Source organism: Stenotrophomonas sp. 22692, assembly GCF_052045015.1.
Classification (GTDB): Bacteria; Pseudomonadota; Gammaproteobacteria; order Xanthomonadales; family Xanthomonadaceae; genus Stenotrophomonas; species Stenotrophomonas geniculata.
In genome coordinates this window covers 123085-149519 of the sequence record NZ_JBQEMR010000006.1, presented here as the reverse complement: position 1 = coordinate 149519, position 26435 = coordinate 123085, and the positions used below count along the sequence as shown (strand labels likewise).

Genomic DNA, 26435 nt, shown 5'->3' with positions numbered 1-26435 from the left:
GGCGCCATGGATGGCGCCATCGAGCCCCCATGGACGGGTTTACGGCGTGTCCTGCCAACCCACACCGCCCCGCCATCCCACGGATTGCCCGCTGTTGCTGTTGCTTTGGCTTTGGCTGTTGCCTCTGCGGGTGCCGGGTGCAACCCGGCCGAACCGCTCCCTCAGGGCCAGGCAGGCGGCGCGGCAACCCACGCCTGCTGCACCTCGGCCAGCGACGCACGCTCGTCCTCCCGCCACTGCGGCAGCAATTGCGCATGGTGGGCACTGGTACTCCACTGCGTCGGCTCGGTGCGTACCGCAGCCGCATACCACTGCACCGCCTCCTGCTTCTGCCCCATGCGCCACAGCGCCAGCGCATAGGTCGGCGGTACCCAGCTGGGCTTGCTGCGCGCATTGCCGGCCGAAGCCAGCCACTGTTCCAGCGCTGCCTCCGGCTTGCCCTGGCGCAGCAGGTCCCAGCCGTAGTTCCAGCGCACGCTGCGGCCACTGCTGCTCTGCGCCGGGGCCTCTTTCAGAGCTTCGCCGTACAGCTGCTCGGCCAGTTCACCGCGACCCTGCGCCCCGGCCACCGATGCCAGCTGTACCGTCGCCTCAACCGCGCGGCGGCCGCGTTCACGCAGCTTGACCAGCTGGGCCACCAGGTCATCGCCCTCGCCGTGCACCGCCACCATCGGCGTGGCCGCCGGGTCGTTGTCGAAGTAGAACTCCTGTGGTGCCGGCACGACCGGCGCGGCCCACGCAGTGACCACTCCCGAGGCCAGCAGCACGCTGGCCAGGATCTTTCCTGGAACTGACATCCCTTCTCCCCAGGCCGCAACTGCAGCCTCCCTCTCTCTTCCCGATCCTAACCCCAGCACCGCCACGGGCGCGAGTGCCGGGGCCTGCGCGGCCCCGCTGCTACAATTCGCGCCTTTCCCGCCGCGTGCCTGCACGCGGCCGGTGCCAGCCGATCCTACCGGGCCAGCCATGACCAGTACCGCGCAACTCACTTCGCCCTCTTCCGCCGACCTGCTCGACCGTGATTACACGCTCGACCACAAGTACACCCGCAACGAGGGGCGGATCTACCTGAGTGGCGTGCAGGCGCTGGTGCGGCTGCCCTTGATGCAGCGCCTGCGCGACGCCGCCGAAGGCATCGACAGTGCCGGCTTCGTCAGCGGCTACCGCGGCAGCCCGCTGGGTGGCTTCGATCTGGAGCTGTGGCGCGCGCGCAAGCATCTTGAGGCCGCCAAGGTGAAGTTCACCCCCGGCCTGAACGAGGACCTCGGCGCCACCATGGTGTGGGGTACGCAGCAGACCAACCTGTTCCCCGGCGCCAACGTGCAGGGCGTGTTCGGCATGTGGTACGGCAAGGGCCCGGGCGTGGACCGCTGCGGCGACGTGTTCAAGCATGCCAATGCTGCGGGTACCTCGCGCTACGGCGGCGTGCTGGCGCTGGCCGCCGATGACCATGCCTGCCGCAGTTCGACCCTGCCGCACGGCAGCGAAGACGAATTCGTCAGCGCGATGATGCCGGTGCTGAACCCGGCCGGCGTGCAGGACATCCTGGACATGGGCCTGCTGGGCTGGGCGATGAGCCGCTATACCGGGCGCTGGGTCGGCTTCAAGACGATCGCCGAGACCGTGGAATCGTCGGCCTCGGTGGAGGTCGATCCGATGGCACGCCGCATCGTGCTGCCGGAGGACTTCGAGATGCCCTCGGGCGGCCTCAACATCCGCTGGCCGGACCCGCCGCTGGACCAGGAAATGCGCCTGCACCGCTACGCGGTGAAGGCCGCGCAGGCCTTCGCCCGCGCCAACGCCGTCGACAAGGTGGTGATGGACGCGCCGCGCGCGCGGCTGGGCATCGTCACCACCGGCAAGAGCTACCTGGACGTGCTGCAGGCGCTGGAATACCTGGGCCTGGATGAAGCCGCATGCGCTGACATCGGCATCCGCGTGTACAAGGTCGGCATGACCTGGCCGCTGGAGCCGGAAGGCATCGCCCGCTTCGCGCAGGGCCTGGAAGACATCATCGTGGTGGAGGAGAAGCGTGCCTTCATCGAGCGCCAGATGAAGGAACAGTTCTTCAACTGGCCGGCCAGCTGGGGCCAGCGCCCGTCCATCGTTGGCAAGTACGACGAGAGCGGCGAATGGATCCTGCCGTCCACCGGTGAACTGACGCCGGCCACCATCGCCGGCGTGATCGGCCGCCGCATCCAGAAGTTCTTCAACAACGAATCGATCGAGCAGCGCCTGCAGTGGATGCAGGAGAAGGAAGCCGAGCTTGCGCTGCCGCGCGCCAGCTTCCCGCGCGTACCGCATTACTGCTCGGGCTGCCCGCACAACACCTCCACCCAGGTGCCGGAAGGCTCGCGTGCGCTGGCCGGCATCGGTTGCCATTACATGGTGACCTGGATGGACCGCAGCACCGATACCTTCACCCACATGGGCGGCGAAGGCGTGACCTGGGCCGGGCAGGCGCCGTTTACCGACACCCCTCACGTGTTCCAGAACCTGGGCGACGGCACCTATTTCCACAGCGGTTCGCTGGCGATCCGCCAAGCGGTCGCCGCCGGCGTCAACATCACCTACAAGATCCTCTACAACGATGCGGTGGCGATGACCGGCGGCCAGCCGGTGGACGGCCCGCTGAGCGTGCCGGACATCGCAAAGCAGATGCGCGCCGAAGGCATCCACACCATCGTGGTGCTTTCGGACAACATCGGCAAGTGGACCGGCCAGCGCGAGCACTTCCCCAGCGATGTCGAGTTCCACGACCGCAGCGAACTGGACGAAGTGCAGAAGCGCCTGCGCGAAGTGAAGGGTGTTTCGATCCTGATCTACGAACAGACCTGTGCCACCGAGAAGCGCCGCCGCCGCAAGCGCGGCAAGATGGAAGACCCGCAGAAGCGGGTGATGATCAATTCGCTGGTCTGCGAAGGCTGCGGCGACTGCGGCAAGAAGAGCTTCTGCGTGTCGGTGCTGCCGAAGGAAACCGAGTTCGGGCGCAAGCGCGAGATCGACCAGTCCAACTGCAACAAGGACTATTCCTGCGTGAATGGTTTCTGCCCGAGCTTCGTCACCGTGCACGGTGGCCAGCCGCGCAAGGGCAGCAAGCGCGATGCCTCCACCCTGCTGGACAACTTGCCGGCGCCGACCATCCGCGGCACCCTGGAACAGCCCTGGAACATCCTGATCACCGGCGTGGGCGGTACCGGCGTGGTGACTATCGGCGCGCTGCTGGGCATGGCCGGCCACCTGGAAGGCAAGGGCGCGACCGTGCTCGACCAGACCGGCCTGGCGCAGAAGGGTGGCGCGGTGACCACGCACATCCGCATCGCCCGCCGACCGGACGACATCCACGCCGTGCGCATCGCCGCCGGTGAAGCCGACCTGGTGTTGGGCTGCGACATGGTGGTGGTCAACGACTACTGGGCGCTGTCGAAGGTGCGTGCCGGCCGTTCGCAGGTGGTGCTGAACACCTACGAAGCGATGCCCGGCACCTTCACCACCCGCCCGGACATGCAGTTCCCCGCCGCCGACATCGTGGCCGGTGTGCGCGTGGCGCTGGGGGGCGAGGAACCGCTGCTGCTCGATGCCACCCAATTGGCCACCGCGCTGCTGGGCGACGCCATCGCCGCCAATCTGTTCATCCTCGGCTACGCGTGGCAGCAGGGCCTGGTACCGTTGTCGTTCGAGTCGCTGATGCGCGCCATCGAACTCAACGGCGCCGCCGTGGCGATGAACCAGCAGGCCTTCGCCTGGGGTCGCCTGGCCGTGGTCGACCCGCAGGCCGTGCAGCAGGCGGCCGGCCTGGTGCGCAACCGCCACACCGATACCGAATCCACCCCGGGCCCTCTGCATCCGCTGCCGCCGGGCGAATGGGAGGGCAATGAATGGGGCGCCACCGCGGCACCGCGCAACACCGGCGACGAACGCGAACTGCGTGGCCTGCCCTCGCACGGTGGCGACGTGGCGTTCCTGCCGCTGGACGACGCACGCCTGTCGCGCTCGCTGGATGAAATGATCGAGCGCCGCGCCGCGTTCCTGGTCGAATACCAGGACGCCGCCTACGCCAACCGCTACCGCAGCCTGGTCGAGCGCGTGCGCGCCGCCGAAGCCGACCGCATCGGTGGTTCCACCGCGCTGACCGAAACCGTGGCCCGCTACCTGTTCAAGCTGATGGCCTACAAGGACGAGTACGAAGTGGCCCGCCTGTACACCAGCGGCGACTTCCAGCGCCGCCTGCAGCAGCAGTTCGAGGGCGACTACCAGCTGCGTTTCCACCTGGCACCGCCGCTGTTCGCCAAGAAGGACGAGCAGGGCCGGTTGCTGAAGAAGGAATACGGCCCGTGGATGTTCAAGGCCTTCGGCCTGCTGGCGAAGCTGAAGTTCCTGCGTGGCGGCCGACTCGACGTGTTCGGCCGCACCGAGGAACGCCGCATGGAGCGCAAACTGATCGGGGATTACGAGGCGACCGTGCAGCTGCTGCTGGATGGCCTCGATGACGACCGCCTGGCGCTGGCGGTGGAGATCGCCAGCGTGCCCGAGCACATCCGCGGCTTCGGCCACGTCAAGGAAGCGCATTTCGCGCAGGCCAAGGCACGGGAAGCGGCGCTGCTGGCGCAGTGGCGCAACCCGAAGGCGCTGCATATCGTGCAGGTGGCTTGACGCGTCGCTGCATCACGGAAAGGCAACCTATTGATTGCATGGCGATATAGCAATCGATAGGTTGCCTCCTCAACGAGAAAGCGATAGGTTGCTTGTCGTAAAGCAACCTATCCTTTGCGTACGCGTTGGCGTACGGTCATTTTTCCTGGGGACTGCCGGTATGGACAGGCCGCTGCACACGGTGAGGACAGCCCAACAACTTGCGCCCCTGATGCGTGCTTTCCGGCGTCAAGCGGGCCTGAGCCAGGCTCAGTTGGCGGAGCAACTTGGCATCAGCCGCCAGGCAGTGGGCGCGCTGGAACGCGACCCTGCATCAGCAAGCTTTGAACGCCTGATGCGGATCTGGGCTGTGCTGGGCCTGGAGGTCAGCCTGCAACAACGAAGTCCCCAGGAGAACCTGTCGTCATTGGAGTGGTGAGCCATGGGTACGCTGCGGGTCTGGATGAATGGTGTGGAGGTCGCGCTTTGGGATGATGTCCGGAATGGGTCATCCCGGTTGTCGTACGTCAGCCAATGGGTCAGCTCGCCCCAGTCCCGACCGTTGTCGCTCTCGCTCCCCCTACTCCCAGAGGGCGAGAGCCATCGGGGCAACGTCGTCAACGACTACTTCGATAACCTTCTCCCCGACAACGTCACAATACGCAACCGGATCCGCGACCGGTTCGCCACGCGCAGCAGCGATACGTTCGATCTTCTTGAAGCCATTGGTCGGGATTGTGTGGGCGCAGTGCAATTGCTGCCGCCTGCGCATCCACCCGGGGACGTCGAGCAGATTCCAGCGGTTTGACCGTCGCCTGTCTGCCGACCGCCAGTGGTGGCTGCGACTGCCACAGGAAGACATGTGCCAGGTCTTTGGTCTGCCCGCTGCCAGAAAGTATGACTCCGATGGCGGCCCCGGCATCGTTGCGATCATGGATCTACTTCGACAGCCCGAACACCCCAAGGATCGCGCGATCTTCTTCAAGACGCAGTTTCTCCTCTGGATGCTGGCCGCAACCGACGGCCATGCCAAGAATTTCAGTGTTCATCTGGAAGCCGGTGGACGCTTCCGCCTTACGCCCGTCTACGACGTGCTGTCGGTGTATCCCATCCTCGGTAGAGGACCCAATCAACTCGACCCACGAAACGCACAGCTCGCCATGGCCGTGCAGGGCAAGAACCGCCGCCGGAAACTGCACCTTGTGCGACGCCGGCACTGGAACGAAACCGCGCGCGCCTGCGGTGTTGCCGATGGTGCAGAACCGTGGATCGAAGCACTGATTGCAGCCGTCGAACCCGCCATCGAGCACGTCACCCATCAGCTCCCAAGCAACTTCCCAGCGAGCGTGTCCGAACCGATTTTCAACGGACTACGTGCTGCAGCCGCTCGACTTTCCAGCATGGCCTCCGACGCATGATCACCCCAGCCGCCACAGCAGCAGCCGGTTGTTGGCCGGCATCGCCACGTCGCGCAGGCGGGTGAAGCCATTGTCCGCAGCCAGCGCATGCACGGCTTCCACATCGCGGATGCCGCTACGCGGATCACGCGCCTTCAGCCAGGCATCGAACTGCGCATTGCTGTCACTGGTGTAGCGGCCACCGTAGTTGAACGGCCCGTAGACCGCCAGCAGCGCACCGTGACGCAACAGTGGCGGCAGCGCGCCGAACAGTACCTGCACGTACTCCCAGCCCATGATGTGCAACGTGTTGGCGCTGAATGCGGCATCGAACGAGCTGCCCTCCGGCAGGGTCAGGCCCGCTGCCGGCGGCAGTTCCACCTGCAGCGCCACGGGCGGCAGCAGGTTGAGCAGCGCCGCCTCGGCGCGCCACGCCTCGATGCCAGGCAGATGGTCCGGATGATCGCTGGGCTGCCAGCGCAGCCACGGCCAGCGCTCGGCGAAGAAGGCGGCGTGCTGGCCGGTGCCGCTGCCGATCTCCAGCACCCGGTGCCGGTCGCCCATCCAGGGGTCGAGTGCGGTGGCGATCGGTTCGCGGTTGCGCTCGCAGGCTTCTGAATACGGCTTGCTCGACATCAGGGACGGTGTCCAGGCGGGGTCAGCCCCATTGTGCACGAGGGGGTGTTGCTCGACAGGGCGGCGCCCTGCACCCGCCGAAGCAACGGCAACAGCAACAGCGGGCTTCCTGTGGGATTGCGGGGTGGGTCCGGTTGCGGGGGACGCCGTGAATCCGTCCATGGAGGCTCGGTCGCCGCATCCATGCGGCTCACGCCCCCGCAACCGGACCCACCCCGCCTTCGACGGTTTCCTGCGGTCTGTTGGAACGGCTCTTGGGGTCAGATCCGTTTTCCACAGGAAAACGGATCTGACCCCGGATACATTTCGATATCTGACAGATTGTGTCGACCAAGGTCGACACCCACCAACAGCACACGAAATCTGTCGAAGGTGGGGCGGTGTCGGAGTGCGGGGTGTCAGCCGCATGAATGCGGCTGCCAAGCCTCCATGGACGGATTCACGGCGTCCCCGCACTCCGACACCGCCCCACCCACCCACGGAATGCCCGCTTTTGACGTTGACGTTGCCCTGGCTTGAAGCAGGTGCAGGGCTGCAAGCCCTGCCGAAACCCCCACCAACCATGACTGCAGTCACTTGCCCGGACGCGCCGCGCTGGCGAAAGTCGAGGAGTTGACGTGATCGGTCCGGCCCGTTGCCAACCGCACGCGAGCGAGAGAGAGAAACGCTGTGCAACGACGTGAGTTCCTGGCTTTTTCCGGTCTGGGCCTGGCGGGCCTGCTGCTGCCGCATTCCCGCGCCATCGCCGCCGAGCAGCTGCTCGCACCGGTCGATACCGCCCAGCGCCGGCGCCTGGCGGACGTGGCGCTCGCCGCCGCGCGCACCGCCAAGGCCAGCTACTGCGATGTCCGCATCGGCCGCTATCTCAACCAGTCGGTCATCACCCGCGAACACCAGGTCGGCAACGTGACCAACCGCGAATCGTCCGGCGTGGGCGTGCGGGTGATCGTCAACGGCGCCTGGGGCTTCGCTGCAACCCATCAGCAGACCGAGGCCGCCGTGCGCGCTGCGGTCGAGCAGGCGGCGGCGATCGCCCGCGCCAACGCCGGCATCCAGACCCGGCCGGTGCAGCTGGCGCCGACGCCGTCGGTGGGTGAGGTCCGCTGGCAGACGCCGGTCCGCAGGAACGCGATGGCGGTGCCGATCCAGGACAAGGTCGAGCTGCTGCTGGCGCTCAACGCCGCCGCGCTGAATGCGGGCGCCGACTACATCAATTCCACCCTGTTCCTGGTCAACGAACAGAAGTACTTCGCCTCCAGCGACGGTTCTTTCATCGACCAGGACATCCATCGCATCTGGCTGCCATTCACCGCCACTGCCATCGACAAGGCCAGCGGCAGGTTCCGTACCCGCGCCGGCCTCTCCTCGCCGATGGGCATGGGCTACGAGTTCCTGGATGGCGATGCGAGTGGCAAGGTCCAGCTGCCCGGCGGCATCACCGCCTACCGCGATTCCTACGACCCGGTCGAAGACGCCATCGCCGCCGCCCGCCACGCGCGCGAGAAACTGAAGGCGCCGTCGGTGAAGCCCGGCAAGTACGACCTGGTGCTGGACCCGTCCAACCTGTTCCTGACCATCCACGAGAACGTCGGCCACCCGTTGGAGCTGGACCGCGTGCTCGGCTACGAAGCCAACTACGCCGGCACCAGCTTCGCCACGCTGGACAAGCGCGATGCCGGCTTCCGCTGGGGCAGCGACATTGTCACCTTCTTCGCCGACAAGACCCAACCGGGCAGCCTCGGTGCGGTCGGCTACGACGATGAAGGGGTGAAGACCCAGCGCTGGGACCTGGTGCGCGACGGCATCCTGGTCGACTACCAGGCCACCCGCGATGAAGCCCATATCCTCGGCCGCGATGCGTCGCACGGCTGCAGCTATGCCGATTCCTGGTCCAGCGTGCAGTTCCAGCGCATGGCCAATGTCTCGCTGGCGCCGGGCAAACAGCCACTCAGCGTCGAGGACATGATCAAGGACGTGGAGAACGGCATCTACATCCATGGCCGCGGGTCGTATTCGATCGACCAGCAGCGCTACAACGCGCAGTTCGGCGGCCAGCTGTACTACCAGATCAAGGACGGGAAGATCGCCGGCATGGTCGAGGACGCGGCCTACCAGATCCGCACGCCGGAATTCTGGAACGCCTGCACCGCCATCTGCGATGAACGCGATTTCCGCCTGGGCGGTTCGTTCTTCGATGGCAAGGGCCAGCCCGGCCAGGTCTCGGCGGTCTCGCACGGTTCGTCCACCACCCGCTTCAACGGCATCAACATCATCAACACCGCGCGCAGTCTCGGCGCTTGAGCCACCCATCCTTCGACATGGAGAGCAGCCTTGCAAAGACGTGACTTCCTGGCCCTGACCGGGCTTACCGCGGGTGGGCTGATCGTGCCCTCCTTCTTCGGCAAGGCGATTGCCGCCGAACAGCTGCAGAGCACGCTGGACCTGGGGCTGAAGAAGCGCCTGGCCGACGCCGCCCTGCAGGCCGCACGCAGCGCTGGCGCCACCTACTGCGACGTGCGCATCGGCCGCTACCTGCGGCAGTTCGTGATCACCCGCGAGGACAAGGTGCAGAACGTGGTGAACACCGAGTCCACCGGCGTGGGCATCCGCGTGATCGTCAACGGTGCCTGGGGCTTCGCGGCTACCAATGCGCTGGGTACGGCCGACGTGGCCAGGGCCGCGCAGCAGGCCGCGGCGATCGCCAAGGCCAATGCCGGCGTGCAGACCGCACCGGTGCAGCTGGCCAAGGCGCCGGGCGTCGGTGAGGTGAGCTGGCGCACGCCGATCCGCAAGAATGCGATGGAGGTGCCGATCAAGGACAAGGTCGGCCTGCTGCTGGACGTCAACGCTGCGGCGATGGGCGCCGGTGCCAGCTTCGTCAACTCGATGCTGTTCCTGGTCAACGAGCAGAAGTACTTCGCCTCCACTGATGGTTCCTACATCGACCAGGATGTGCATCGCATCTGGGCACCGATGACAATCACCGCCATCGACAAGTCCAGCGGCAAGTTCCGTACCCGCGAAGGCCTGTCCTCGCCGATGGGCCTGGGCTACGAGTACCTGGACGGCGCCGCCAGCGGCAAGGTGCTCACGCCCAACGGCGTGGTGAACTACGGTTCGTCCTACGACATGAAGGAAGACGCCATCGCGGCGGCCAAGCAGGCGCAGGAGAAGCTGAAGGCGCCGTCGGTGAAGCCTGGCAAGTACGACCTGGTCCTGGATCCGTCGCACACCTGGCTGACCATCCATGAGTCGATCGGCCATCCGCTGGAGCTGGACCGCGTGCTCGGCTACGAGGCCAACTACGCCGGCACCAGCTTCGCCACCCTGGACAAGCGCGAGCAGCGTTTCCAGTACGGCAGCGAGCTGGTCAACATCTTCGCCGACAAGACCCAGCCGGGCAGCCTGGGCGCGGTCGCGTACGACGATGAAGGCGTGAAGTGCAAGCGCTGGGACCTGATCAGCAACGGCAAGCTGGTGGATTACCAGACCATCCGCGACCAGGCCCACATCCTCGGCAAGAGCGAGTCCGACGGCTGCTGCTACGCCGACTCGTGGTCCAGCGTGCAGTTCCAGCGCATGGCCAACGTGTCGATGGCACCGGGCAAGAAGCCGCTGAGCGTGCCGGACCTGATCAAGGACGTGGAGAACGGCATCTACATCATCGGTGATGGTTCGTTCTCGATCGACCAGCAGCGCTACAACGCGCAGTTCGGCGGCCAGCTGTTCTACGAGATCAAGAACGGCCAGATCACCCGCATGCTGGAAGACGTGGCCTACCAGATCCGCACGCCGGAGTTCTGGAATGCCTGCACCGCCGTGGCCGACGAGCGTGACTACCGCCTGGGTGGTTCGTTCTTCGACGGCAAGGGCCAGCCGGGCCAGGTCTCGGCGGTCTCGCACGGTTCGTCCACCGCGCGCTTCAACGGCATCAACGTCATCAACACCGCACGCAGCCTCGGCTGATCGGTCAGGAGCCCTTACACCATGAGTATCTTCACCGAAGCCCAGGCCAAGGCCATCCTCGACAAGGTCATCGCCCTGTCCAAGGCCGACGAGTGCACCGCCGTGCTGGCCGGCGCGATCAGCGGCAACATCCGTTTCGCGCTGAACAATGTCTCCACCAGCGGCATCGTCGACAACACCGAGCTGGCAGTCACCGTCGCCTTCGGCAAGCGCGTCGGCACGGCCTCGATCAACGAGTTCGACGATGCCGCGCTGGAACGCGTGGTGCGTCGTGCCGAGGACCTGGCCCGGCTGGCGCCGGAGAATCCGGAGTTCATGCCGGCCATCGGCAAGCAGAGCTACCGCGCCAGCCCGACCTTCAGCGAATCCACCGCTGCCATCGATCCGGCCTTCCGCGCCAAGGTCGCCGCCGATTCGATCGCTCCTTGCCGTGGCCACGGCCTGATCGCCGCCGGGTTCCTTGAAGACGGCCAGGGCTTCCAGGCCACCGCCAACAGCAACGGCAACTTCGCCTACCAGCGCACGACCAACTTCGACTACACCTGCACCGTGCGTACCGAAGATGGCCGTGGTTCGGGCTGGGTTGGCCGCAACCTGAAGGATGCCGCCGACTTCAAGGCCGACCAGGACATCCGCATCGCCATGCGCAAGGCCACCGAATCGGCCGAAGCCAAGGCGCTGGAACCGGGCAAGTACACGGTGATCCTGGAGCCCGCCGCGGCCGCGGGCCTGATCAGCTTCATGATGAACTTCTTCAGCGCACGCTCGGCCGATGAAGGTCGCAGCTTCCTGTCGAAGAAGGGCGGGGGCAACAAGCTGGGCGAGCAGGTCTACGACCCGCGCGTGACCATGATCGCCGACCCGTGGCATCCGGACGCACCGGTGCTGCCGTGGGATGGCGAAGGCATGCCGCGCGAGCGCATGGCCATCATCGAGAACGGCAAGATCGCCAACCTGGACTACTCGCGCTTCTGGGCACAGAAGCAGGGCAAGACCGCCAAGGCAACACCGGGCAACCTGCTGATGAGCGGTGGCGACAAGAGCACCGCCGAACTGGTGCGCGGCACCCAGAAGGGCATCCTGGTCACCCGTACCTGGTACATCCGCATGGTCGATCCGCAGACCGTGCTGCTGACCGGCCTCACCCGCGACGGCACCTTCTACATCGAGAACGGCCAGATCAAGCACCCGGTGAAGAACTTCCGCTTCAACGAATCGCCGGTGATCATGCTCAACAACATCGAAGAGCTGGGCAAGCCGGTGCGCGTGGCCGGTGATGAATCCAGCTACGTGATGATGATCCCGCCAATGAAGCTGCGCGATTTCACCTTCACCTCGCTGTCCGACGCGGTCTGATGGATCGCCGGGCCTGCCTGCGCTGGTTGGCCGCTGCCGCTTCGGCGGCGGCGCTGCCGGCCTTCGCGCAGGCAGGCCCGCGCAGTTCGCGCTACGACTTCTGGTTCACCCGCCTGCAGTACGACTCCGGCGACTGGGACGTGGACGCGCGCATGCCGTCCAACCTGATCACCTCGCTGATCGACTACACCTCGCTGCGCGTGGACCCGCAGGAACACGTGGTGGCGCTGGCCGACCCGCGCATGCTGGAGGCGCCGTTCTGCTACCTGGCGGGGCACACGCTGGTGGAGTTCAATGCCGCCGAACGGCAGAACTTCGTCCGCTATGTTCGCAATGGCGGCTTCGTCTTCGTCGACGACTGCAACCATGACATCGACGGCCTGTTCGCCACCTCATTCGAGGCGCAGATGGGTCGCCTGTTTGGTCCGAAGGCACTGCAGAAGCTGCCCAACAGCCACGCGCTGTACCGTAGCTTCTTCCGCTTCCCCGATGGCCCGCCCGCCACCAGCTTCGAACTCAACGGCTGGGGCGACGACCTGGTGCACGACTACCTGAAGGGCATCGAGGTCGACGGCCGCCTGGGCCTGCTCTACAGCAACAAGGACTATGGCTGCGAGTGGGACTACGACTGGCGCAACAAGCGCTTCCTGGCCGAGGACAACACCCGCTTCGGCGTCAACATCGTGATGTACGCGTTGAACAATTGATAGGACCTGCACGCCCATGACCTCCCCCGACCTCGATTCCCTGCTGCCGCGCCTGCACGATCTGCGCGCTGCGCTCGCACGCGCGGTGGTTGGCCAGAACACCGTGGTCGAACAGCTGCTGATCGGCCTGCTGGCCGGCGGCCATTGCCTGCTGGAAGGTGCGCCCGGGCTCGGCAAGACCCTGCTGGTGCGCTCCCTGGGCCAGGCGCTGGAACTGCAGTTCCGGCGCGTGCAGTTCACCCCGGACCTGATGCCCAGCGACATCCTCGGCACCGAGCTGCTGGAAGAAGACCACGGCACCGGCCATCGCCATTTCCGTTTCCAGCAGGGCCCGATCTTCACCCACCTGCTGCTGGCCGACGAGCTCAACCGCACCCCGCCCAAGACCCAGGCCGCACTGCTGGAAGCCATGCAGGAACGCACGGTCAGCTACGCCGGCACCACCTATACGCTGCCCGCGCCGTTCTTCGTGCTGGCCACGCAGAACCCGATCGAGCAGGCGGGCACTTACCCGCTGCCGGAAGCGCAGCTGGACCGCTTCCTGCTGCATGTGCTGGTGGATTACCCCAGCGAAGACGAAGAACGGCAGATCCTGGAACAGACCACCGGCGGCGCCACCGACGCGGTGCCGAAGGTGATGGATGCCGAAGCGGTCATCGCACTGCAGGCCGCGGTGCGCCAGGTGCACGTCAGCCCCGATGTGCTGGCCTGGATCACCCGCCTGGTACGCGCCAGCCGTCCGGGCGACGGCGCGCCGGCCGCCATCAACCAATGGGTGAAATGGGGCGCCGGCCCGCGTGCCGGGCAGTCGCTGGTGCTGGCCGCCAAGGCCCGTGCGCTGCTGCAGGGCCGGTTTGCCGCCACCCGTGAGGATGTGCAGGCGCTGGCCGCACCGGTGATGCGCCATCGCCTGCTGCTGTCGTTCGCCGCCGAGGCCGAGCAGAAGCGTGCCGACGACGTGGTCGCTGCGCTGCTGCAGGCCGTGCCGTTCCCGGGTTGAGCCACGCGTGTACGCAGGTACGCCGTTGACCCTGCCACCGGAACTGCGTGCGCGCCTGCGCCTGCTGCGGTTGCGGCCGCGCCTGGCCAGCGGGGCGAGCGGCATCGGCCAGCACGCCAGCCGCAGCCGCGGTGCCGGTCTCGAATTCGCTCAGTACCGAGCCTACGAGCCCGGGGACGAACTGCGCCAGATCGACTGGAAGCTGTACGCGCGCTCGGACCGCTTTTTCGTGCGCGAATCCGAACGCGAAAGCCCGATCACGGTCTGGCTGCTGCTCGATGCCACCGCCTCGGCCGGCCAGGCCGATCGCGCGGCGCCGCAACGCACGCGCCTGGACCACATGTGCCGCGTGGCCGCATGCCTGGTCGAACTGGCCCTGCAACAGGGCGACCGCTTTGGCCTGCTGGCAATCAGTGGCGATGGCCTGCAGCTGGTACCCGCAGCGAACGGCGCGCGCCAGCGCGACCGTGTGCATCTGCAACTGAACGCCCTACAGGCCCGCGGTGGGTGGCCTGCGGCCGAACGCCTGCGCCCGCTGTGGGAACGCGTGCGCCCGGGCGACCTGCTGCTGGCAATCGGTGATGGCTTCGACGACGCCGGCATCGTGTTGCTCGAACAGCTGGCCAGCGCACGCCGCGAAGTGGCACTGCTGCAGATCCTGACCGCCGACGAGCGCGACTTCCCGTTCGACGCCGGCCACCGCTTCCGCGACCCGGAAACCGGCGAGGAACTGTTGGGCGACGGCGCGGCGATCCGCGCCGATTACCTGCAGCGCTTCGCTGACGCACGCAGCGCATTACGTGCGCGCCTGCAGGCCAGCGGCATCGCCAGTGCCACCGGCTGGCTCGACCAACCGTTGGACCAGCCGCTGCAGGCGCTGTTCGGCCGTGGGGGCGCTGCATGACCCTGCTGTTCCCGCTCGGCCTGGCCGCGCTCGCCGCAGGGCTGCTGCCGCTGCTGATCCACCTGGCCCGGCGCCATCCGTACACGCCACTGGATTTCGCTGCACTGCGCTGGCTGCGTGCACAGATCCGACCGCGCCAGCGCATCCGCTTCGATGACTGGCCGTTGCTGCTGGTGCGTCTGCTGCTGCTGGCCGCCCTGGCCCTGCTGTTGGCACGACCTGCGTTGACCGGCCCCTCTCCCGCCTCCGATGCGTGGACGGTGGTGGCCCCTGGGCTGGACGCTGCTGCACTGCGTGGTACCGCTGCGGACCGCAACTGGCACTGGCTGGCACCTGGCTTCCCCGCCATCGAACAGGCGCCACCCGCAGCCAGGGCCTCCCTGCCCAGCCTGCTGCGCGAACTGGACGCACAGCTGCCCGCGGGCACCGCGTTGGTCGTGCACGTTCCCGATCCCCTGCCCGGCCTGGATGGCGCCCGCCTGCAGCTGTCGCGCGACGTGCAATGGCACACGCAGCCGATGCCGGTCACACCGCCGCAGACTGCAGCGGCATTGCCGCAGCTGCGCGCGCACGGCGAGGCATCCGCCACTGCCCAGCACTGGTTGAACGCACTGCAGCGCGCGTGGGGCGTGCAGGCACCGCTCGCTCCGCTGTCGGTGGATGCCCTGCCCGAACGCGGCGAGATCGGCGTGTGGAGCCGCAGCGATGCACTGCCGGCGAACTGGCAGGCGTGGCTGCGCGACGGCGGTCGTGTCATCACCGCCGGCAAGCCCGCTGCCGACGCCCGCATCCTGCTGCGCGACGCGGAGGGCGCACCGCTGCTGTGGCAACAACGCGTCGGTCAGGGCTATCTGCTGTCGCTGCCGGGCGACTGGAACACCACGAGCAACGCCGCGCTGCGCGATCCGAAGTTACCGCGTGCCCTGCTGCTGGCGCTGCAGCCACCCACGGCTCCGCGCCTGGGCGATGCACGTGACCAGGCACCGCAGCGGGCCGCATTGCCTGCTGCAACACCACCGCTGCGTGAGCCGACGCCTTGGCTGTTGCTGGCCATCGTGCTGCTGTTCGCGCTGGAACGCTGGATGGCCAGCAGCGCCCGGCGCAGGGTGGGCGCATGAATGCCCTGCAACACGCCTGGCAACGTGCGCGCCGCCGCCGTGCGCTCATCACCCTTCTGCTGGGCCTGCCGTGGGCGCTGGCCGCAACGGTACTGGCGCTGCGCCTGGCGGGCTTCGATGTCGCCTGCGTGGTTGGCACGGTCAGTCTGCTCGCCTGCGCGGCCTTCGCCACGGCACGTGCCCGCCAGCTGGACCGGCAATGGCTGCAGCGCCAGCTCGATGGCAGCGGTGCCAGCGAGGACAGCGCCGACCTGCTGTTCGCCGACGCCGCCACACTCAATCCGCTGCAGCAGCGCCAGCGTGCGCATGTGCTGGCCACGCTGGAGCGCGCGATGCCGGAGCTGCGTCCACACTGGCCGCTTGGGGCATTGGCGCTGTGCTGGATCGCGGGCCTGGCCATTGTTGTGCTGGCAGTCGGCTGGCCACGTTCGAACCCCGGTTCCGCGCCAGTCCGCACGTCGGCGCCAGGCAGCACGGCCGCCGCAGGCCCGCTACGCCTGCAGTCCACCCGCCTGCGCATCGACGCACCGGTCTATACCGGCCAGGCCACGCTTACCCAGAATGCGCTGGACGCCAAGGTCGCCGCAGATAGCCGGCTGTCCTGGTCGCTACGCTTCGACCGTGCACCGGACAAGGCATGGCTGCAGTTCCACGATGGTCGCCGGTTGCCGCTGAGCGAGCACGAAGGACAGTGGCAGGCGCAGGATGTGGCACGCGCGCCGGTGCTGTACCGCGTGGTGAGCGAACCGGCACTGGCAGAGACCCGCCTGCATCGGCTGGATGTGGTGGCCGACCGTGCACCCCGCGTGCGCGTACTGGAGCCCACGGCCAGCCTGGTGCTGGGCACGCCGGGGCAACGACAGTGGGCACTGCGCTTCGAAGCCAGCGACGATTACGGTGTCGCGGCGCAGGCAACGCTGTCGATCACCACCACCCAGGGCAGCGGCGAGAACATCACCTTCGTGAAGCGCAGCATCACGCTTGCCGGCAGCGGCGAAGCCACCGCGCGGCGTTTCGCCCACACCCTGGATCTGGCGTCACTGGGCGCGCAGCCCGGCAACGATGTGATCGCCCAGCTGGAGGTGCGCGATAATCATGCACCCACGCCGCAGACCGGGCGCAGCAGCAGCGTGATCCTGCGCCTGCCCAGCGCCGAAGTTGCGCTCGGTGCAGAGCTCGAGGGCCGCATCAAGAAGACCCTGCCTGCGTACTTCCGCAGCCAGCGGCAGATCATCATCGATGCCGAAGCCCTGATCCGGCAGCGACGCAGCCTGGCCGCCGAGGACTTCGTGAAGCGCAGCGATGCGATCGGTGTCGACCAGCGCATCCTGCGCCTGCGCTACGGCCAGTTCCTGGGCGAGGAAAGCGAGGGTGCGCCGAAGCGACCGCCGACCAGCGACCTGCCCACCAGCGATACGCCGGCCGCAGACGACCACGACCACGACCACGACCATGACGACGAGCACGATCACGACCATGGCGCCGATGCAGGCGCGCACGACGCGCATGGCCACGACCACGGCGGCAAGCCGGCCAATGCCGATACGCCACCGGTGTTCGGCAGCGACACCGACGTGCTCTCCGAGTATGGCCACACCCATGACCACGCCGAGGCGGCGACTCTGCTCGATCCGCAGACCCGCGCCACGTTGAAGGCCGCGCTGGACCAGATGTGGTCGGCCGAAGGCGAGCTGCGCCAGGGCCGTCCGGAACAGGCATTGCCCTTCGCGTACAAGGCGCTGGGCTTCATCAAGCAGGTGCAGCAGGCCGAACGCATTTATCTGGCCCGGGTCGGGCCGGAGCTGCCACCGATTGATGAAGGCCGTCGACTCGGCGGTGATCGCGCCGGACTGGCCAGTCGTGAACTGCCGTTGGCCGCGCGCACGCCGCCGGACCCGGCCATTGTTGAAGCCTGGCAACGCCTCGGCGATGACAACGGCGCACCGGATCTCGATGCGCTCGCGACCTGGCAGCAGCGCAACGCCGCCTACCTGCCCGATGCACTGGATCTGGCCGCCGCCATCGAGCAGCTGCGCATCGAGCCCGGTTGCCACGACTGCCGCCTGCGCCTGCGCGCACAGCTGTGGCGGGCACTGCAACGTCCACTGCCGCAGGCGATGCGGCGCAGTGCGGCCGATGCGATGGGCCAGCGCTACCTCGACGCGCTGGAGGCGCAGCCATGACCCCCTCCAGCCCGAACCTGTGGATTGCGCTGGCACTTGCTGTGGTCGTGGTCATCGCCAGCGTGCGCCTGTTGCGTGGAAGCACAACGCACCCAGGCCGCCGCTGGATCGGCATTGCGCTGCAGATCGCCGCTGCCATGCTGCTGTATTTCTGCCTCGTACCCCCCAATCGCCAGCAGCCCGCAGGCGGGTTGGTCGTGCTGGGAATCGATGCCGACCGGGCTGGCGCACTCCCGGCCAGCGAAGGCCCACTGCTGCTGTTACCCGAAGCTGCCGATGTGCCCGGCGCACAGCGCGTACCCGACCTGGCCACCGCGCTGCGCCAGCATCCAGCCTCCACGCTGACGCTGGTCGGTGCGGGCCTGGCCGCACGGGACCGCGACGCGCTGCTGCCACCGGATGTACGTTGGCAGGCTGCACCGGAGCCGCGCGGCTGGATCGCGCTGCAACCACCGGCCGATGTGGCTCCCGGTGCACGCTTCGAAGTAGTGGCCCAGGCGCGTGGCGCGGCAAAGGCGAAAGCAGAACTGCTCGACCCGGCCGACAGCGTGGTCGATCGCACGGACGTTGCCGACGACGGCCGCGTGCAGCTGAGCGGCATCGCCCGAGCCGAAGGCCGCAGCGTGTTCAAGCTGCGCCTGCTCGATGCCGACGGCCATGTGGTGGACAGCGTACCGGTGCCGCAGCAGACCCTGCCGGCCGCACCGCTGCGCCTGCTGGTGCGCGCCAGTGCGCCGGGCCCAGAGCTGAAGTACCTGCGCCGCTGGGCGGCCGATGCCGGCATCCGTGTGCAGGTGCAGGCGGATACCGGGGCCGGACTCAGCGTTGGCGATGGCCCGGTGTTGATCGATGCAGCATCGCTGACGCGCAGCGATCTGCTGCTGCTGGACGAACGCAGCCTGGCGGCATTGAGTGCGGGCCAGCTGGCCGCCGTGCGCCAGGCCCTGCGCGATGGATTGGGCGTGCTGGTCCGCAGCGCGGGCGCACCTTCGGCCAGTGCGCGCCAGCGTCTCCGCGATCTGGGCCTGCCCGTGCAGGGCGATGGCAGCAGCCGCACCCTCGAGCTTCCCGGCGATGGCGAAAGCGCGATCCTCGCCGCACGACGTGGCCCGCTTGCCGCCGGCACGTTGCCGACCGGCTACGGCGAAGAGGCCGATCGCAGCTCGCACGGTGCCGCCCTGCCAGCGCTGGAGACACTGGCGCTGCAGGCGCCGGGCAGCAGCGCGCTGCTGCACGATCGTGCCGGCAATGCCATCGGTGGCTGGCGCGCGGTTGGCAGGGGCCGCATTGGCCTGCTGCCGCTGACCGACAGCTGGCGCTGGGTGCTGGCCGGGCGCGATGACCGCCATGGCGAACTCTGGAGCAGCGTGGTGGCCACGCTGGCGCGCGCACAGAGCAGCGATGATGCGCTGTGGTCACCGCAGCCGATCAGCTGGGCAGGCGAACGGCAGGCGCTGTGTGGCGTGCAAGCGCCGCTGCAGATCATCAACAAACGTGGTGACGCTGTACCCCTGATTGTCGATGGCGCGACATCGGCGCTGCGCTGCGCCGGCTGGTGGCCCCGTGAGGCAGGCTGGCAGCGCCTGCAGCGTGGCGACAGCGTTGTCTGGCGCTATGTGTTCGACCCGAAGGATGCACCGACGCTGCATCGGCAGGCGATGATCGATGCGACCACGCAGGCGTTGGCTGCCAGCCCGCCTGCAGACGCGTCGGTGATGCACCCCGTGCCGGGCTCGCGCTGGCCGTGGTGGCTGGCGTTCGTGTTGTGCGCATCATTGCTGTGGTGGCTGGAGCGGCGGCGCTGAGCCTGGGGTCGGATCCCCTTCGTTCGCGAAAGGGCTCCGACCCCGCCGTTGGATCGCGCACAGCATCCACGCGTGGCGTGGATCTACCGGCCCCATCCCTCATGCGCCCTTCAGCGTTTTCCGGCGCGCCGGTACACACCGTTGAAACGCACGTTCATGCCACCGCATTCGCTGTTATCGGCCACGATCAGCACCTCACCCAGCGAATGCACTCGCACCCTGCAGGTGTCCTCGACGAATTCCACATCAGCACCACGCGGCGTCGCCCGCGCTTCCACCTGGCCCATGTTCGGCCCGTAGGGACGCTGTTCCGGCGTGGGGTTGGCTGAGGGCCAGTAGGCGTCACCCTCCACATGAAGTTGCCCGCCCTGCACGCGGATCTTCAGGCCGTTGTCGCCATCCTTCCACTCGCCCGCCCAATCCTGCAGCGCTGGCACGACCACCGGCAACGCCCGCAGCTTGCTGCGGTCGACCCAACCGGCGCTGCCACCCACCTTGTTCGGGAAGAACGCGCAGCGATAGCGGCCCAGGTCGCGCCCGGTCACCACGGTATCGCCATTGACCACATAGCTGCGCTGGCGGCAGGCCGGCTCGCCCTTGGCCGGGCAGCCGTCCATGTCGCCAAGCAGGTACAGACGTGGTGCATCGACCACCCGCGCCAGGGCGAACCGGCTCTGTTCGGAGGGAAACGCGCCATTGCGGCAGGCGCCATCATCGGCAATGCCATCCGCGAAGGCGGAGACCGGCAGCAATGCGGCCAACAGGCAGATCGAACGCAGGAACATGGCAGCCCTACCGGTGGGGGAGCCAGCAGGATATACCGGCCTACTTCACCGGCGGTGCATCACCGGCATCCTGCTCCTGGGAGAACCGCAGCGCACGCTGCTGCTGCTCGGCACTGAACTCGGGCGGTGGCCGCGCCACGGCGGCCTGGATCTGCGCAGGTCCGCCGGTGAGTTTGTTGATCCCCTTGGCCGCCGCCATCACCCCCTTGACCACGCCCATCATGATGTAGCCGCCGCCCATGCTGACCTGCTCCGGCGAGGGCGGTTCGCTCCAGTCGCGGCTGAAGCGGTTGTCGCCGAACTTCACCGGATTCTTGAAGCGGTACAGGTCCAGCGGCTCGTCTTCCGGCTTGAGCGCACGCACTTCGCCGAGGGTGGTGACATTGTCCTGCGGCAGGGTGGTGGAGATCGGCGCGGCAGGTGCTGCCGGGGCATCAGCAGGGGGAGCGGGCACAGGATCGGACACCGCTACCGGCGCTGCCTGCTGCGCCTGCGCGACGCCCGCCAGCAACAGGCTGGCCAGCAGTACTCCCTGCGTTCCACGTTGTGCCACAGCCATCCACCCTGTTGGTTGCGTCCAGTGAACAAGGATACGGATGCGGGCTTCAGATTTCGTTGGCATCGGCGGGGGCATTCAGGGTGTGTCACGCATCATCGCTGCGCGGCCTGGGCGCCGAAGTTTGCAACGAACTTCATTCCCCTCGGGAGGCGGGGACGGCATCCTGCGGTTTTCCCGGTAAGCCCCATCCCTGATGACAGCTCCCTCCACACGCCCGCCGCGTCGGCCAGTCGCCTGCTGATGTCGCGCGCGGCAGTACTGGTGGGTCTGGCGGTCGTGTGCCTGGTGGTCACCGCGACCGCCGCCGAATGGACATCGCGTGTCCGCGCCGGCATCGCCTCGCTGCGCCGCAGCAGCACGCTGCGGACGCTGGGCGCGGACGAACACATGGCACTGGCACCGGTGCGCGCGTTGACCGGCTGCGACCACGACGACCAGGTAAAGCGGCTGCATGGCGCCTTCACCGGTGGGGCGTGGCGGAACAGCTTCCCGGTCGGTGACGGCTTCCTGGGTGGCATTCCCGTGCTGGTGCCAAGACAGGCATGGCCCTACCTCTCGGAAGACAATGAAGCTGACGTGGTACTGGGTGATCACGTGGCCATGGTGGTGCGTCTCAATGGCTTCAGCATCGCTGCTGCACGGCCGGATGCAGCCACCAGCCGCGTCTGTGGCGAGCGCCTGGAGACACCCGAAGAAATCTCGATGCGACGGGGTCCCGGCCTGCGCCCGTCCCCGCTGCTGATTGCCGCACTGGCGCTGTGGGCCGCCACCGGCGTCCCGGGCCTGCTCGCCATGCCGTTGCTCGCCATCGCCGGTCTTGCGGCCTGGCAGGGCTTCCCTCGCCGCAACGGCCCTGCGACAGCGCAGCGCGTGCTGCGGGTACGCGGGCGCCTGCGCGCGTACCAGCGTACTGCCCAGACATCACGGGTGTGGTTGCTGGGCAATGACCGGCGTGTGCAGCTTCCAGAGAATTGGGAGCACGCTGCGGCATTCTCCCGCGGGCGCTCGATGCTGCTGGATGTGCGCGCCTGTGACGGCGCAGTGCTGGGCGCTGGCACGGCGTGGTGCCTGGCCAGCGACCGACGGCGCTATCCGCCCACGGGAGGGTTCTGGCAACTGGCGTGGCTGGGCCTGCTGTTGTGCGTGCTGGTCTTCGGCGCCGCCTGGATGCCGTGGTCGCAGCGCCTGGAGCCGGGCTGGCCGCTTGCGTCTGGCTGGCAGGCGGTGGCATTGCTGGCGTTGGGCTGGCACGCGGTGCGGTTTGTGGTCTGCATGGTGCAGTTCCTCCGCCGCAGCGAGGCGCTTGACGCGGACATCGCGCAGCGTCCGGACCCGTGGCACTGAACGGTTCACGCCCTTCGCGCGCGATGTCTCACATCCTGAGACGTGGATGTGGTGCCATGTGACCCCTCGCAATCCGTCCCGGCTCCACTTTCCATGGCCTACGAACTCGCCAAGCGCACCGCCGACGCCGAGCAGAAGCTCGCTACCCGCGACGGCCTGCCCGCCCGCGACGGCGCCCTGCTCAGCGCGCGCCTGCAGCGCCGCTACCAGGACCGCATCACCGGCAGCTTTGCCATTCCTGGCCGCGAAGGGCGCTACGCGCCGATTCCCGCGTCGGTGCCGCCGGCGCTGGCCGCCGCGCTGAAGGCGCGTGGCATCGAACAGCTCTACAGCCACCAGGCCGAGGCGTGGGAGGCCAGCCAGCGCGGCGAACACGTCGCCATCGTCACCCCCACCGCCAGCGGCAAGTCGCTGTGCTACACCCTGCCGGTAGTCAGCGCGGCGATGCAGGACAAGGCCAAGGCGCTGTACCTGTTCCCGACCAAAGCGCTGGCCCAGGACCAGGTGGCCGAGCTGCTGGAACTCAACCGCGCCGGCGATCTGGGGGTGAAGGCCTTCACCTTCGACGGCGACACCCCCGGCGATGCACGCCAGGCCATCCGCCTGCACGGCGACATCGTGGTCTCCAACCCGGACATGCTGCACCAGGCGATCCTGCCGCATCACACCAAGTGGGCGCAGTTCTTCGAGAACCTGCGCTACATCGTCATCGACGAAGTGCACACCTACCGCGGGGTGTTCGGCAGCCATGTCAGCAATGTACTGCGGCGGCTCAAGCGCATCTGCGCGTTCTATGGCGTGCAACCGCAGTTCATCCTGTGCTCGGCCACCATCGGCAACCCGCAGGCACATGCCGAGGCGCTGATCGAAGCGCCGGTCACCGCCATCACCGAATCCGGTGCGCCCAGCGGGCCGAAGCAGGTGCTGCTGTGGAACCCGCCGGTGATCAATCCGGACCTGGGCCTGCGCGCCTCGGCGCGATCGCAGAGTAACCGCATCGCGCGCATCGCGATCAAGTCCGGGCTGAAGACCCTGGTGTTCGCGCAGACACGCCTGATGGTGGAAGTGCTGACCAAGTACCTGAAGGATATTTTCGACCACGACCCGCGCAAGCCGCCGCGCATCCGCGCCTACCGCGGTGGCTACCTGCCCACCGAGCGGCGTGAGACCGAGCGCGCGATGCGTGCCGGCAACATCGACGGCATCGTCAGCACCTCGGCGCTGGAACTGGGCGTGGATATCGGCAGCCTGGACGTGGTCATCCTCAACGGCTACCCCGGCAGCGTGGCCGCCACCTGGCAGCGCTTCGGCCGCGCCGGTCGCCGCCAGCAGCCCGCGCTGGGGGTGATGGTGGCCAGTTCGCAGCCGCTGGACCAGTACGTGGTGCGACATCCGGACTTCTTCGCCGAAGCCTCGCCCGAGCACGCGCGCATCGCGCCGGACCAGCCGCTGATCCTGTTCGACCACATCCGTTGCGCAGCCTTCGAGCTGCCGTTCCGGGTCGGCGATGGCTTCGGCCCGATCGATCCGGAAGTGTTCCTGGAAGCGCTGGCCGAGACCGAAGTGATCCACCGCGAAGGCGAGCGCTGGGAATGGATCGCCGACAGTTATCCCGCCAATGCGGTCAGCCTGCGCGCGGTGGCCGACGGCAACTTCGTGGTGGTCGACCGCAGCGATGGCCGCCAGCAGATCATCGCCGAGGTCGATTATTCCGCCGCCGCACTCACCCTGTACGAAGGCGCCATCCACATGGTGCAGTCCACTCCGTACCAGGTGGAGACGCTGGACTGGGACGGGCGCAAGGCCTACGTCACCCGCACCCACGTGGACTACTACACCGACAGCATCGACTTCACCAAGCTCAAGGTGCTCGACCGCTTCGATGGCGGCGTGGCCGGCCGTGGTGATTCGCACCACGGCGAAGTGCACGTGGTACGCCGCGTAGCCGGCTACAAGAAGATCCGCTATTACACCCACGAAAACATCGGCTACGGGCCGGTGAACCTGCCCGACCAGGAACTGCACACCACGGCGGTGTGGTGGCAGCTGCCACAGGCGCTGCTGCTGCGCGCGTTCGCCAGCAAGCAGGATGCGCTGGATGGCTTCCTCGGCGCAGCGTATGCGCTGCACATCGTCGCCACCGTGGCGGTGATGGCCGATGCGCGCGACCTGCAGAAGTCGGTCGGCAACGGCGATGGTTCCTGGTTCGCGATCGCCGACCAGAGCGGCCGTGGCCAGCTGCGTGGCAGCGAGGGTGATCCTGGCGTTGTCGAGCTATTGCAGGAGTTCGTGCCCACCGTGTACCTGTACGACAACTTCCCCGGTGGCGTGGGCCTCAGCGAACCGCTGTGGCAGCGCCAGGCCGAACTGGTGCAGCGCGCGCGCGAACTGGTGCAGCGCTGCGACTGCAAGGCCGGCTGCCCGGCCTGTGTCGGCCCCGTCCTGGCCGCGCAGGAAGAGGATGAGACTTCGCCGCGCGCGCTGGCACTGCGCGTGCTCGACCTGTTCGATGCCGATGCCTGCCAGCATGTACCCGACGTGGTGGTGCCCGTGCGCGATCCGATGGAGCTGCTGGCGCCGTGAGCCTGAGCCTGGACAAGCTGCGCCTGCTGCGCAGGCAGGCCGGCGACCCGAAGGCGAGCATACCGGCTGCGGCCGACGTGCCCCCTGCGCCACCGGCACCCGTGGCCGCCAACGATGCGCGGCAACCACCGGCCGAGCGTTCGGTGTTCGCCTGGGTCGAGCAGGAGATCCGCCACAAGCCGACCGGCGCTGCGGCACCTGCCACGGCGCCGTCCGCGCTGCGTCGGCCCGAAGTGGGCAGCCTGCATCGCCTGCTCGGCCTGCGCACGCGCGGCGGCCCCGCACCTGCTCGCGCCAGCGCACAGGACCGTCAGTTGCCAGGTGAGGAGATCGCACCGGGCCTGTTCCTGATCGAATCGCTGCAGCCGCAGGCGATCCCGGCACAGCCGCTGTCGCTGGATTTCGCCCGTCGCGACGGCGAGCACGTGGCCGCGCGCGACCTGCTGTTCTTCGATACCGAGACCACCGGCCTGGCCGGCGGCACCGGCACCCGCGCCTTCATGATCGGCGCTGCGGACTGGCATGTGTGCCCACAGCGTGGCGAAGGCCTGCGCATCCGCCAGCTGCTGATGGCCACGATGGCCGCCGAGGACGCGATGCTGGCCACTTTCGCCGGCTGGCTGCAACCGTCCACCGTGTTCTGCAGCTACAACGGCCGCAGCTATGACGCACCGCTGCTGAAAGCGCGTTACCGGCTGGCCCGGCAACGTTGCCCGATCACCGCACTGGATCACGTCGACCTGCTCTATCCCACGCGCCGCCGCTATCGCGGCACGTGGGAGAACTGCAAGCTGTCCACCATCGAACGCCAGCTGCTGCGCGTGGTGCGCGAGGACGACCTGCCGGGCTCGGAAGCCCCGGGCGCATGGCTGCGCTTCCTGCGCGGCGGCGATGCGGTGAACCTGCGGCGGGTCGCCGACCACAATCACCAGGACGTGGTGACGCTGGCCCTGCTGCTGCAGCGGCTGGTGCGCGAGGAACAACGCGAACGCGAGACGCTGGCGCTGGTCGGGCAGTAACGGCGCACGGCCGCGTTGACATGCCCTGACGGTGACAGCGGTGACACTGCCGCCACCATCCACGCCTGGAGCCCGACGATGCGCCTCAGTCCCCTGGTCCTGCTCGCCATCCTGCCCTTGGCCGCCTGCAGTCACGCTGGCAGCAGCACCTCCCACGATCCCGCGCCGGCGCCCGTGGCCGATGCCGCGCACGAATGCAGGCCGGAGGCGCTGGACGCCTTCACCGGCAAGACCGCCGACGAAGCCACGATCAAGAAGCTGGTGGCTGACAGCGGCGCGCGCGGTGCGCGGGTAGTCAAACCCGGCATGGCGGTGACCATGGACTTCCGCCAGGACCGCGTGACCGTGCAGGTGGACGCGCAGAACAAGATCGAGCGCGCCAGCTGCGGTTGATGTCCCAAGGTAGTGCCGGCCGCTGGCCGGGACTACCGATCCGAGGAG

At 67.8% G+C, this 26435-nt stretch carries 21 protein-coding genes; 17 read left to right on the top strand and 4 right to left on the bottom strand.

The window, feature by feature from the left end:
• Nucleotides 1-161: 161 nt before the first annotated feature.
• Entirely contained in the window at nucleotides 162-797 is a 636-nt protein-coding gene (locus ACTJJM_RS08260) for a tetratricopeptide repeat protein (protein WP_049480440.1), read from the bottom strand.
• 169 nt (nucleotides 798-966) lie between these two features.
• Between ACTJJM_RS08260 and ACTJJM_RS08255 the strand changes: the two genes are divergently transcribed.
• The 4 genes from ACTJJM_RS08255 to ACTJJM_RS08240 all read left to right on the top strand — a co-directional run bounded on the left by ACTJJM_RS08255 (nucleotide 967) and on the right by ACTJJM_RS08240 (nucleotide 6050).
• Complete coding sequence (locus ACTJJM_RS08255) at nucleotides 967-4653, top strand: indolepyruvate ferredoxin oxidoreductase family protein (RefSeq protein WP_235651264.1); 3687 nt, start codon at nucleotides 967-969, stop codon at nucleotides 4651-4653.
• A gap of 160 nt (nucleotides 4654-4813) precedes the next feature.
• Nucleotides 4814-5071: a helix-turn-helix transcriptional regulator gene (locus ACTJJM_RS08250; protein ID WP_010487243.1), complete on the top strand. Its 258-nt coding sequence runs from the start codon at nucleotides 4814-4816 to the stop codon at nucleotides 5069-5071.
• 3 nt (nucleotides 5072-5074) lie between these two features.
• Nucleotides 5075-5440 (top strand): HipA N-terminal domain-containing protein, encoded by a 366-nt coding sequence (locus ACTJJM_RS08245; protein WP_262103104.1) that lies wholly within the window; start codon nucleotides 5075-5077, stop codon nucleotides 5438-5440.
• Nucleotides 5370-6050 (top strand): HipA domain-containing protein, encoded by a 681-nt coding sequence (locus ACTJJM_RS08240; protein WP_236565220.1) that lies wholly within the window; start codon nucleotides 5370-5372, stop codon nucleotides 6048-6050. Before ACTJJM_RS08245 ends, ACTJJM_RS08240 begins: the two co-directional genes overlap by 71 nt.
• Here ACTJJM_RS08240 and ACTJJM_RS08235 read toward each other — a convergent pair whose 3' ends face one another.
• Nucleotides 6051-6665, bottom strand: a complete 615-nt coding sequence (locus ACTJJM_RS08235) for a DUF938 domain-containing protein (RefSeq protein WP_010487244.1) — start codon at nucleotides 6663-6665, stop codon at nucleotides 6051-6053.
• A 669-nt stretch (nucleotides 6666-7334) separates the two neighbouring features.
• On the opposite strand from ACTJJM_RS08235, the gene ACTJJM_RS08230 reads away from it, so the two are divergent.
• The 9 genes from ACTJJM_RS08230 to ACTJJM_RS08190 are packed head-to-tail and all read left to right on the top strand — an operon-like array spanning nucleotide 7335 to nucleotide 19704.
• On the top strand, nucleotides 7335-8966 hold the full coding sequence (locus ACTJJM_RS08230) for a TldD/PmbA family protein (protein ID WP_010487264.1): 1632 nt from the start codon (nucleotides 7335-7337) through the stop codon (nucleotides 8964-8966).
• Between the two features lie 30 nt (nucleotides 8967-8996).
• Nucleotides 8997-10631 carry a TldD/PmbA family protein gene (locus tag ACTJJM_RS08225; protein ID WP_440865395.1) on the top strand — a complete coding sequence of 545 codons (1635 nt, stop codon included), beginning with the start codon at nucleotides 8997-8999 and terminating at the stop codon, nucleotides 10629-10631.
• 21 nt (nucleotides 10632-10652) lie between these two features.
• Nucleotides 10653-11987 (top strand): TldD/PmbA family protein, encoded by a 1335-nt coding sequence (locus ACTJJM_RS08220; RefSeq protein ID WP_019336350.1) that lies wholly within the window; start codon nucleotides 10653-10655, stop codon nucleotides 11985-11987.
• Nucleotides 11987-12694, top strand: a complete 708-nt coding sequence (locus ACTJJM_RS08215) for a DUF4159 domain-containing protein (protein WP_012509667.1) — start codon at nucleotides 11987-11989, stop codon at nucleotides 12692-12694. The genes ACTJJM_RS08220 and ACTJJM_RS08215 overlap by 1 nt, the downstream gene beginning before the upstream one ends.
• A 16-nt stretch (nucleotides 12695-12710) precedes the next feature.
• A complete protein-coding gene (locus ACTJJM_RS08210) occupies nucleotides 12711-13694 on the top strand; it encodes an AAA family ATPase (protein ID WP_049453939.1) in 984 nt (327 codons plus the stop codon).
• A 7-nt stretch (nucleotides 13695-13701) separates the two neighbouring features.
• Entirely contained in the window at nucleotides 13702-14598 is an 897-nt protein-coding gene (locus tag ACTJJM_RS08205) for a DUF58 domain-containing protein (RefSeq protein ID WP_440865394.1), read from the top strand.
• Nucleotides 14595-15716 carry a BatA domain-containing protein gene (locus tag ACTJJM_RS08200; protein WP_317215723.1) on the top strand — a complete coding sequence of 374 codons (1122 nt, stop codon included), beginning with the start codon at nucleotides 14595-14597 and terminating at the stop codon, nucleotides 15714-15716. The genes ACTJJM_RS08205 and ACTJJM_RS08200 overlap by 4 nt, the downstream gene beginning before the upstream one ends.
• The gene (locus tag ACTJJM_RS08195) at nucleotides 15713-17899 is read left to right on the top strand and encodes a hypothetical protein (protein WP_440865393.1); all 2187 of its coding nucleotides are present in this window, start codon (nucleotides 15713-15715) and stop codon (nucleotides 17897-17899) included. Before ACTJJM_RS08200 ends, ACTJJM_RS08195 begins: the two co-directional genes overlap by 4 nt.
• Nucleotides 17896-19704 carry a hypothetical protein gene (locus ACTJJM_RS08190; protein ID WP_440865392.1) on the top strand — a complete coding sequence of 603 codons (1809 nt, stop codon included), beginning with the start codon at nucleotides 17896-17898 and terminating at the stop codon, nucleotides 19702-19704. The genes ACTJJM_RS08195 and ACTJJM_RS08190 overlap by 4 nt, the downstream gene beginning before the upstream one ends.
• Before the next feature lie 110 nt (nucleotides 19705-19814).
• Here the strand turns inward: ACTJJM_RS08190 and ACTJJM_RS08185 are convergent, their stop codons facing one another.
• Both ACTJJM_RS08185 and ACTJJM_RS08180 read right to left on the bottom strand, forming a co-directional pair.
• On the bottom strand, nucleotides 19815-20489 hold the full coding sequence (locus ACTJJM_RS08185; protein ID WP_019337490.1) for a hypothetical protein: 675 nt from the start codon (nucleotides 20487-20489) through the stop codon (nucleotides 19815-19817).
• 40 nt (nucleotides 20490-20529) lie between these two features.
• The gene (locus tag ACTJJM_RS08180; RefSeq protein WP_440865391.1) at nucleotides 20530-21048 is read right to left on the bottom strand and encodes a hypothetical protein; all 519 of its coding nucleotides are present in this window, start codon (nucleotides 21046-21048) and stop codon (nucleotides 20530-20532) included.
• Between the two features lie 240 nt (nucleotides 21049-21288).
• Here ACTJJM_RS08180 and ACTJJM_RS08175 point away from each other — a divergent pair, with 240 nt between their 5' ends.
• From ACTJJM_RS08175 to ACTJJM_RS08160, 4 genes are all read left to right on the top strand, one after another.
• A complete protein-coding gene (locus ACTJJM_RS08175) occupies nucleotides 21289-22392 on the top strand; it encodes a hypothetical protein (protein ID WP_440865390.1) in 1104 nt (367 codons plus the stop codon).
• 93 nt (nucleotides 22393-22485) lie between these two features.
• A complete protein-coding gene (locus tag ACTJJM_RS08170; protein ID WP_049453930.1) occupies nucleotides 22486-24975 on the top strand; it encodes a DEAD/DEAH box helicase in 2490 nt (829 codons plus the stop codon).
• Nucleotides 24912-25994 (top strand): ribonuclease H-like domain-containing protein, encoded by a 1083-nt coding sequence (locus tag ACTJJM_RS08165; protein ID WP_440865396.1) that lies wholly within the window; start codon nucleotides 24912-24914, stop codon nucleotides 25992-25994. Before ACTJJM_RS08170 ends, ACTJJM_RS08165 begins: the two co-directional genes overlap by 64 nt.
• Nucleotides 25995-26072: 78 nt before the next feature.
• Entirely contained in the window at nucleotides 26073-26387 is a 315-nt protein-coding gene (locus tag ACTJJM_RS08160; protein ID WP_019336670.1) for an I78 family peptidase inhibitor, read from the top strand.
• Nucleotides 26388-26435: the final 48 nt, after the last annotated feature.

What these genes read in the sequence shown, in the direction of transcription:
- ACTJJM_RS08220 (WP_019336350.1), top strand. Translation starts at nt 10,653, where the DNA reads ATGAGTATCTTCACCGAAGCCCAGGCCAAGGCCATCCTCGACAAGGTC.
- ACTJJM_RS08180 (WP_440865391.1), bottom strand. Translation starts at nt 21,048, where the DNA reads ATGGCTGTGGCACAACGTGGAACGCAGGGAGTACTGCTGGCCAGCCTG.
- ACTJJM_RS08170 (WP_049453930.1), top strand. Translation starts at nt 22,486, where the DNA reads ATGGCCTACGAACTCGCCAAGCGCACCGCCGACGCCGAGCAGAAGCTC.
- ACTJJM_RS08215 (WP_012509667.1), top strand. Translation starts at nt 11,987, where the DNA reads ATGGATCGCCGGGCCTGCCTGCGCTGGTTGGCCGCTGCCGCTTCGGCG.
- ACTJJM_RS08185 (WP_019337490.1), bottom strand. Translation starts at nt 20,489, where the DNA reads ATGTTCCTGCGTTCGATCTGCCTGTTGGCCGCATTGCTGCCGGTCTCC.
- ACTJJM_RS08195 (WP_440865393.1), top strand. Translation starts at nt 15,713, where the DNA reads ATGAATGCCCTGCAACACGCCTGGCAACGTGCGCGCCGCCGCCGTGCG.
- ACTJJM_RS08235 (WP_010487244.1), bottom strand. Translation starts at nt 6,665, where the DNA reads ATGTCGAGCAAGCCGTATTCAGAAGCCTGCGAGCGCAACCGCGAACCG.
- ACTJJM_RS08200 (WP_317215723.1), top strand. Translation starts at nt 14,595, where the DNA reads ATGACCCTGCTGTTCCCGCTCGGCCTGGCCGCGCTCGCCGCAGGGCTG.
- ACTJJM_RS08175 (WP_440865390.1), top strand. Translation starts at nt 21,289, where the DNA reads ATGTCGCGCGCGGCAGTACTGGTGGGTCTGGCGGTCGTGTGCCTGGTG.
- ACTJJM_RS08255 (WP_235651264.1), top strand. Translation starts at nt 967, where the DNA reads ATGACCAGTACCGCGCAACTCACTTCGCCCTCTTCCGCCGACCTGCTC.
- ACTJJM_RS08245 (WP_262103104.1), top strand. Translation starts at nt 5,075, where the DNA reads ATGGGTACGCTGCGGGTCTGGATGAATGGTGTGGAGGTCGCGCTTTGG.
- ACTJJM_RS08160 (WP_019336670.1), top strand. Translation starts at nt 26,073, where the DNA reads ATGCGCCTCAGTCCCCTGGTCCTGCTCGCCATCCTGCCCTTGGCCGCC.
- ACTJJM_RS08210 (WP_049453939.1), top strand. Translation starts at nt 12,711, where the DNA reads ATGACCTCCCCCGACCTCGATTCCCTGCTGCCGCGCCTGCACGATCTG.
- ACTJJM_RS08190 (WP_440865392.1), top strand. Translation starts at nt 17,896, where the DNA reads ATGACCCCCTCCAGCCCGAACCTGTGGATTGCGCTGGCACTTGCTGTG.
- ACTJJM_RS08260 (WP_049480440.1), bottom strand. Translation starts at nt 797, where the DNA reads ATGTCAGTTCCAGGAAAGATCCTGGCCAGCGTGCTGCTGGCCTCGGGA.
- ACTJJM_RS08250 (WP_010487243.1), top strand. Translation starts at nt 4,814, where the DNA reads ATGGACAGGCCGCTGCACACGGTGAGGACAGCCCAACAACTTGCGCCC.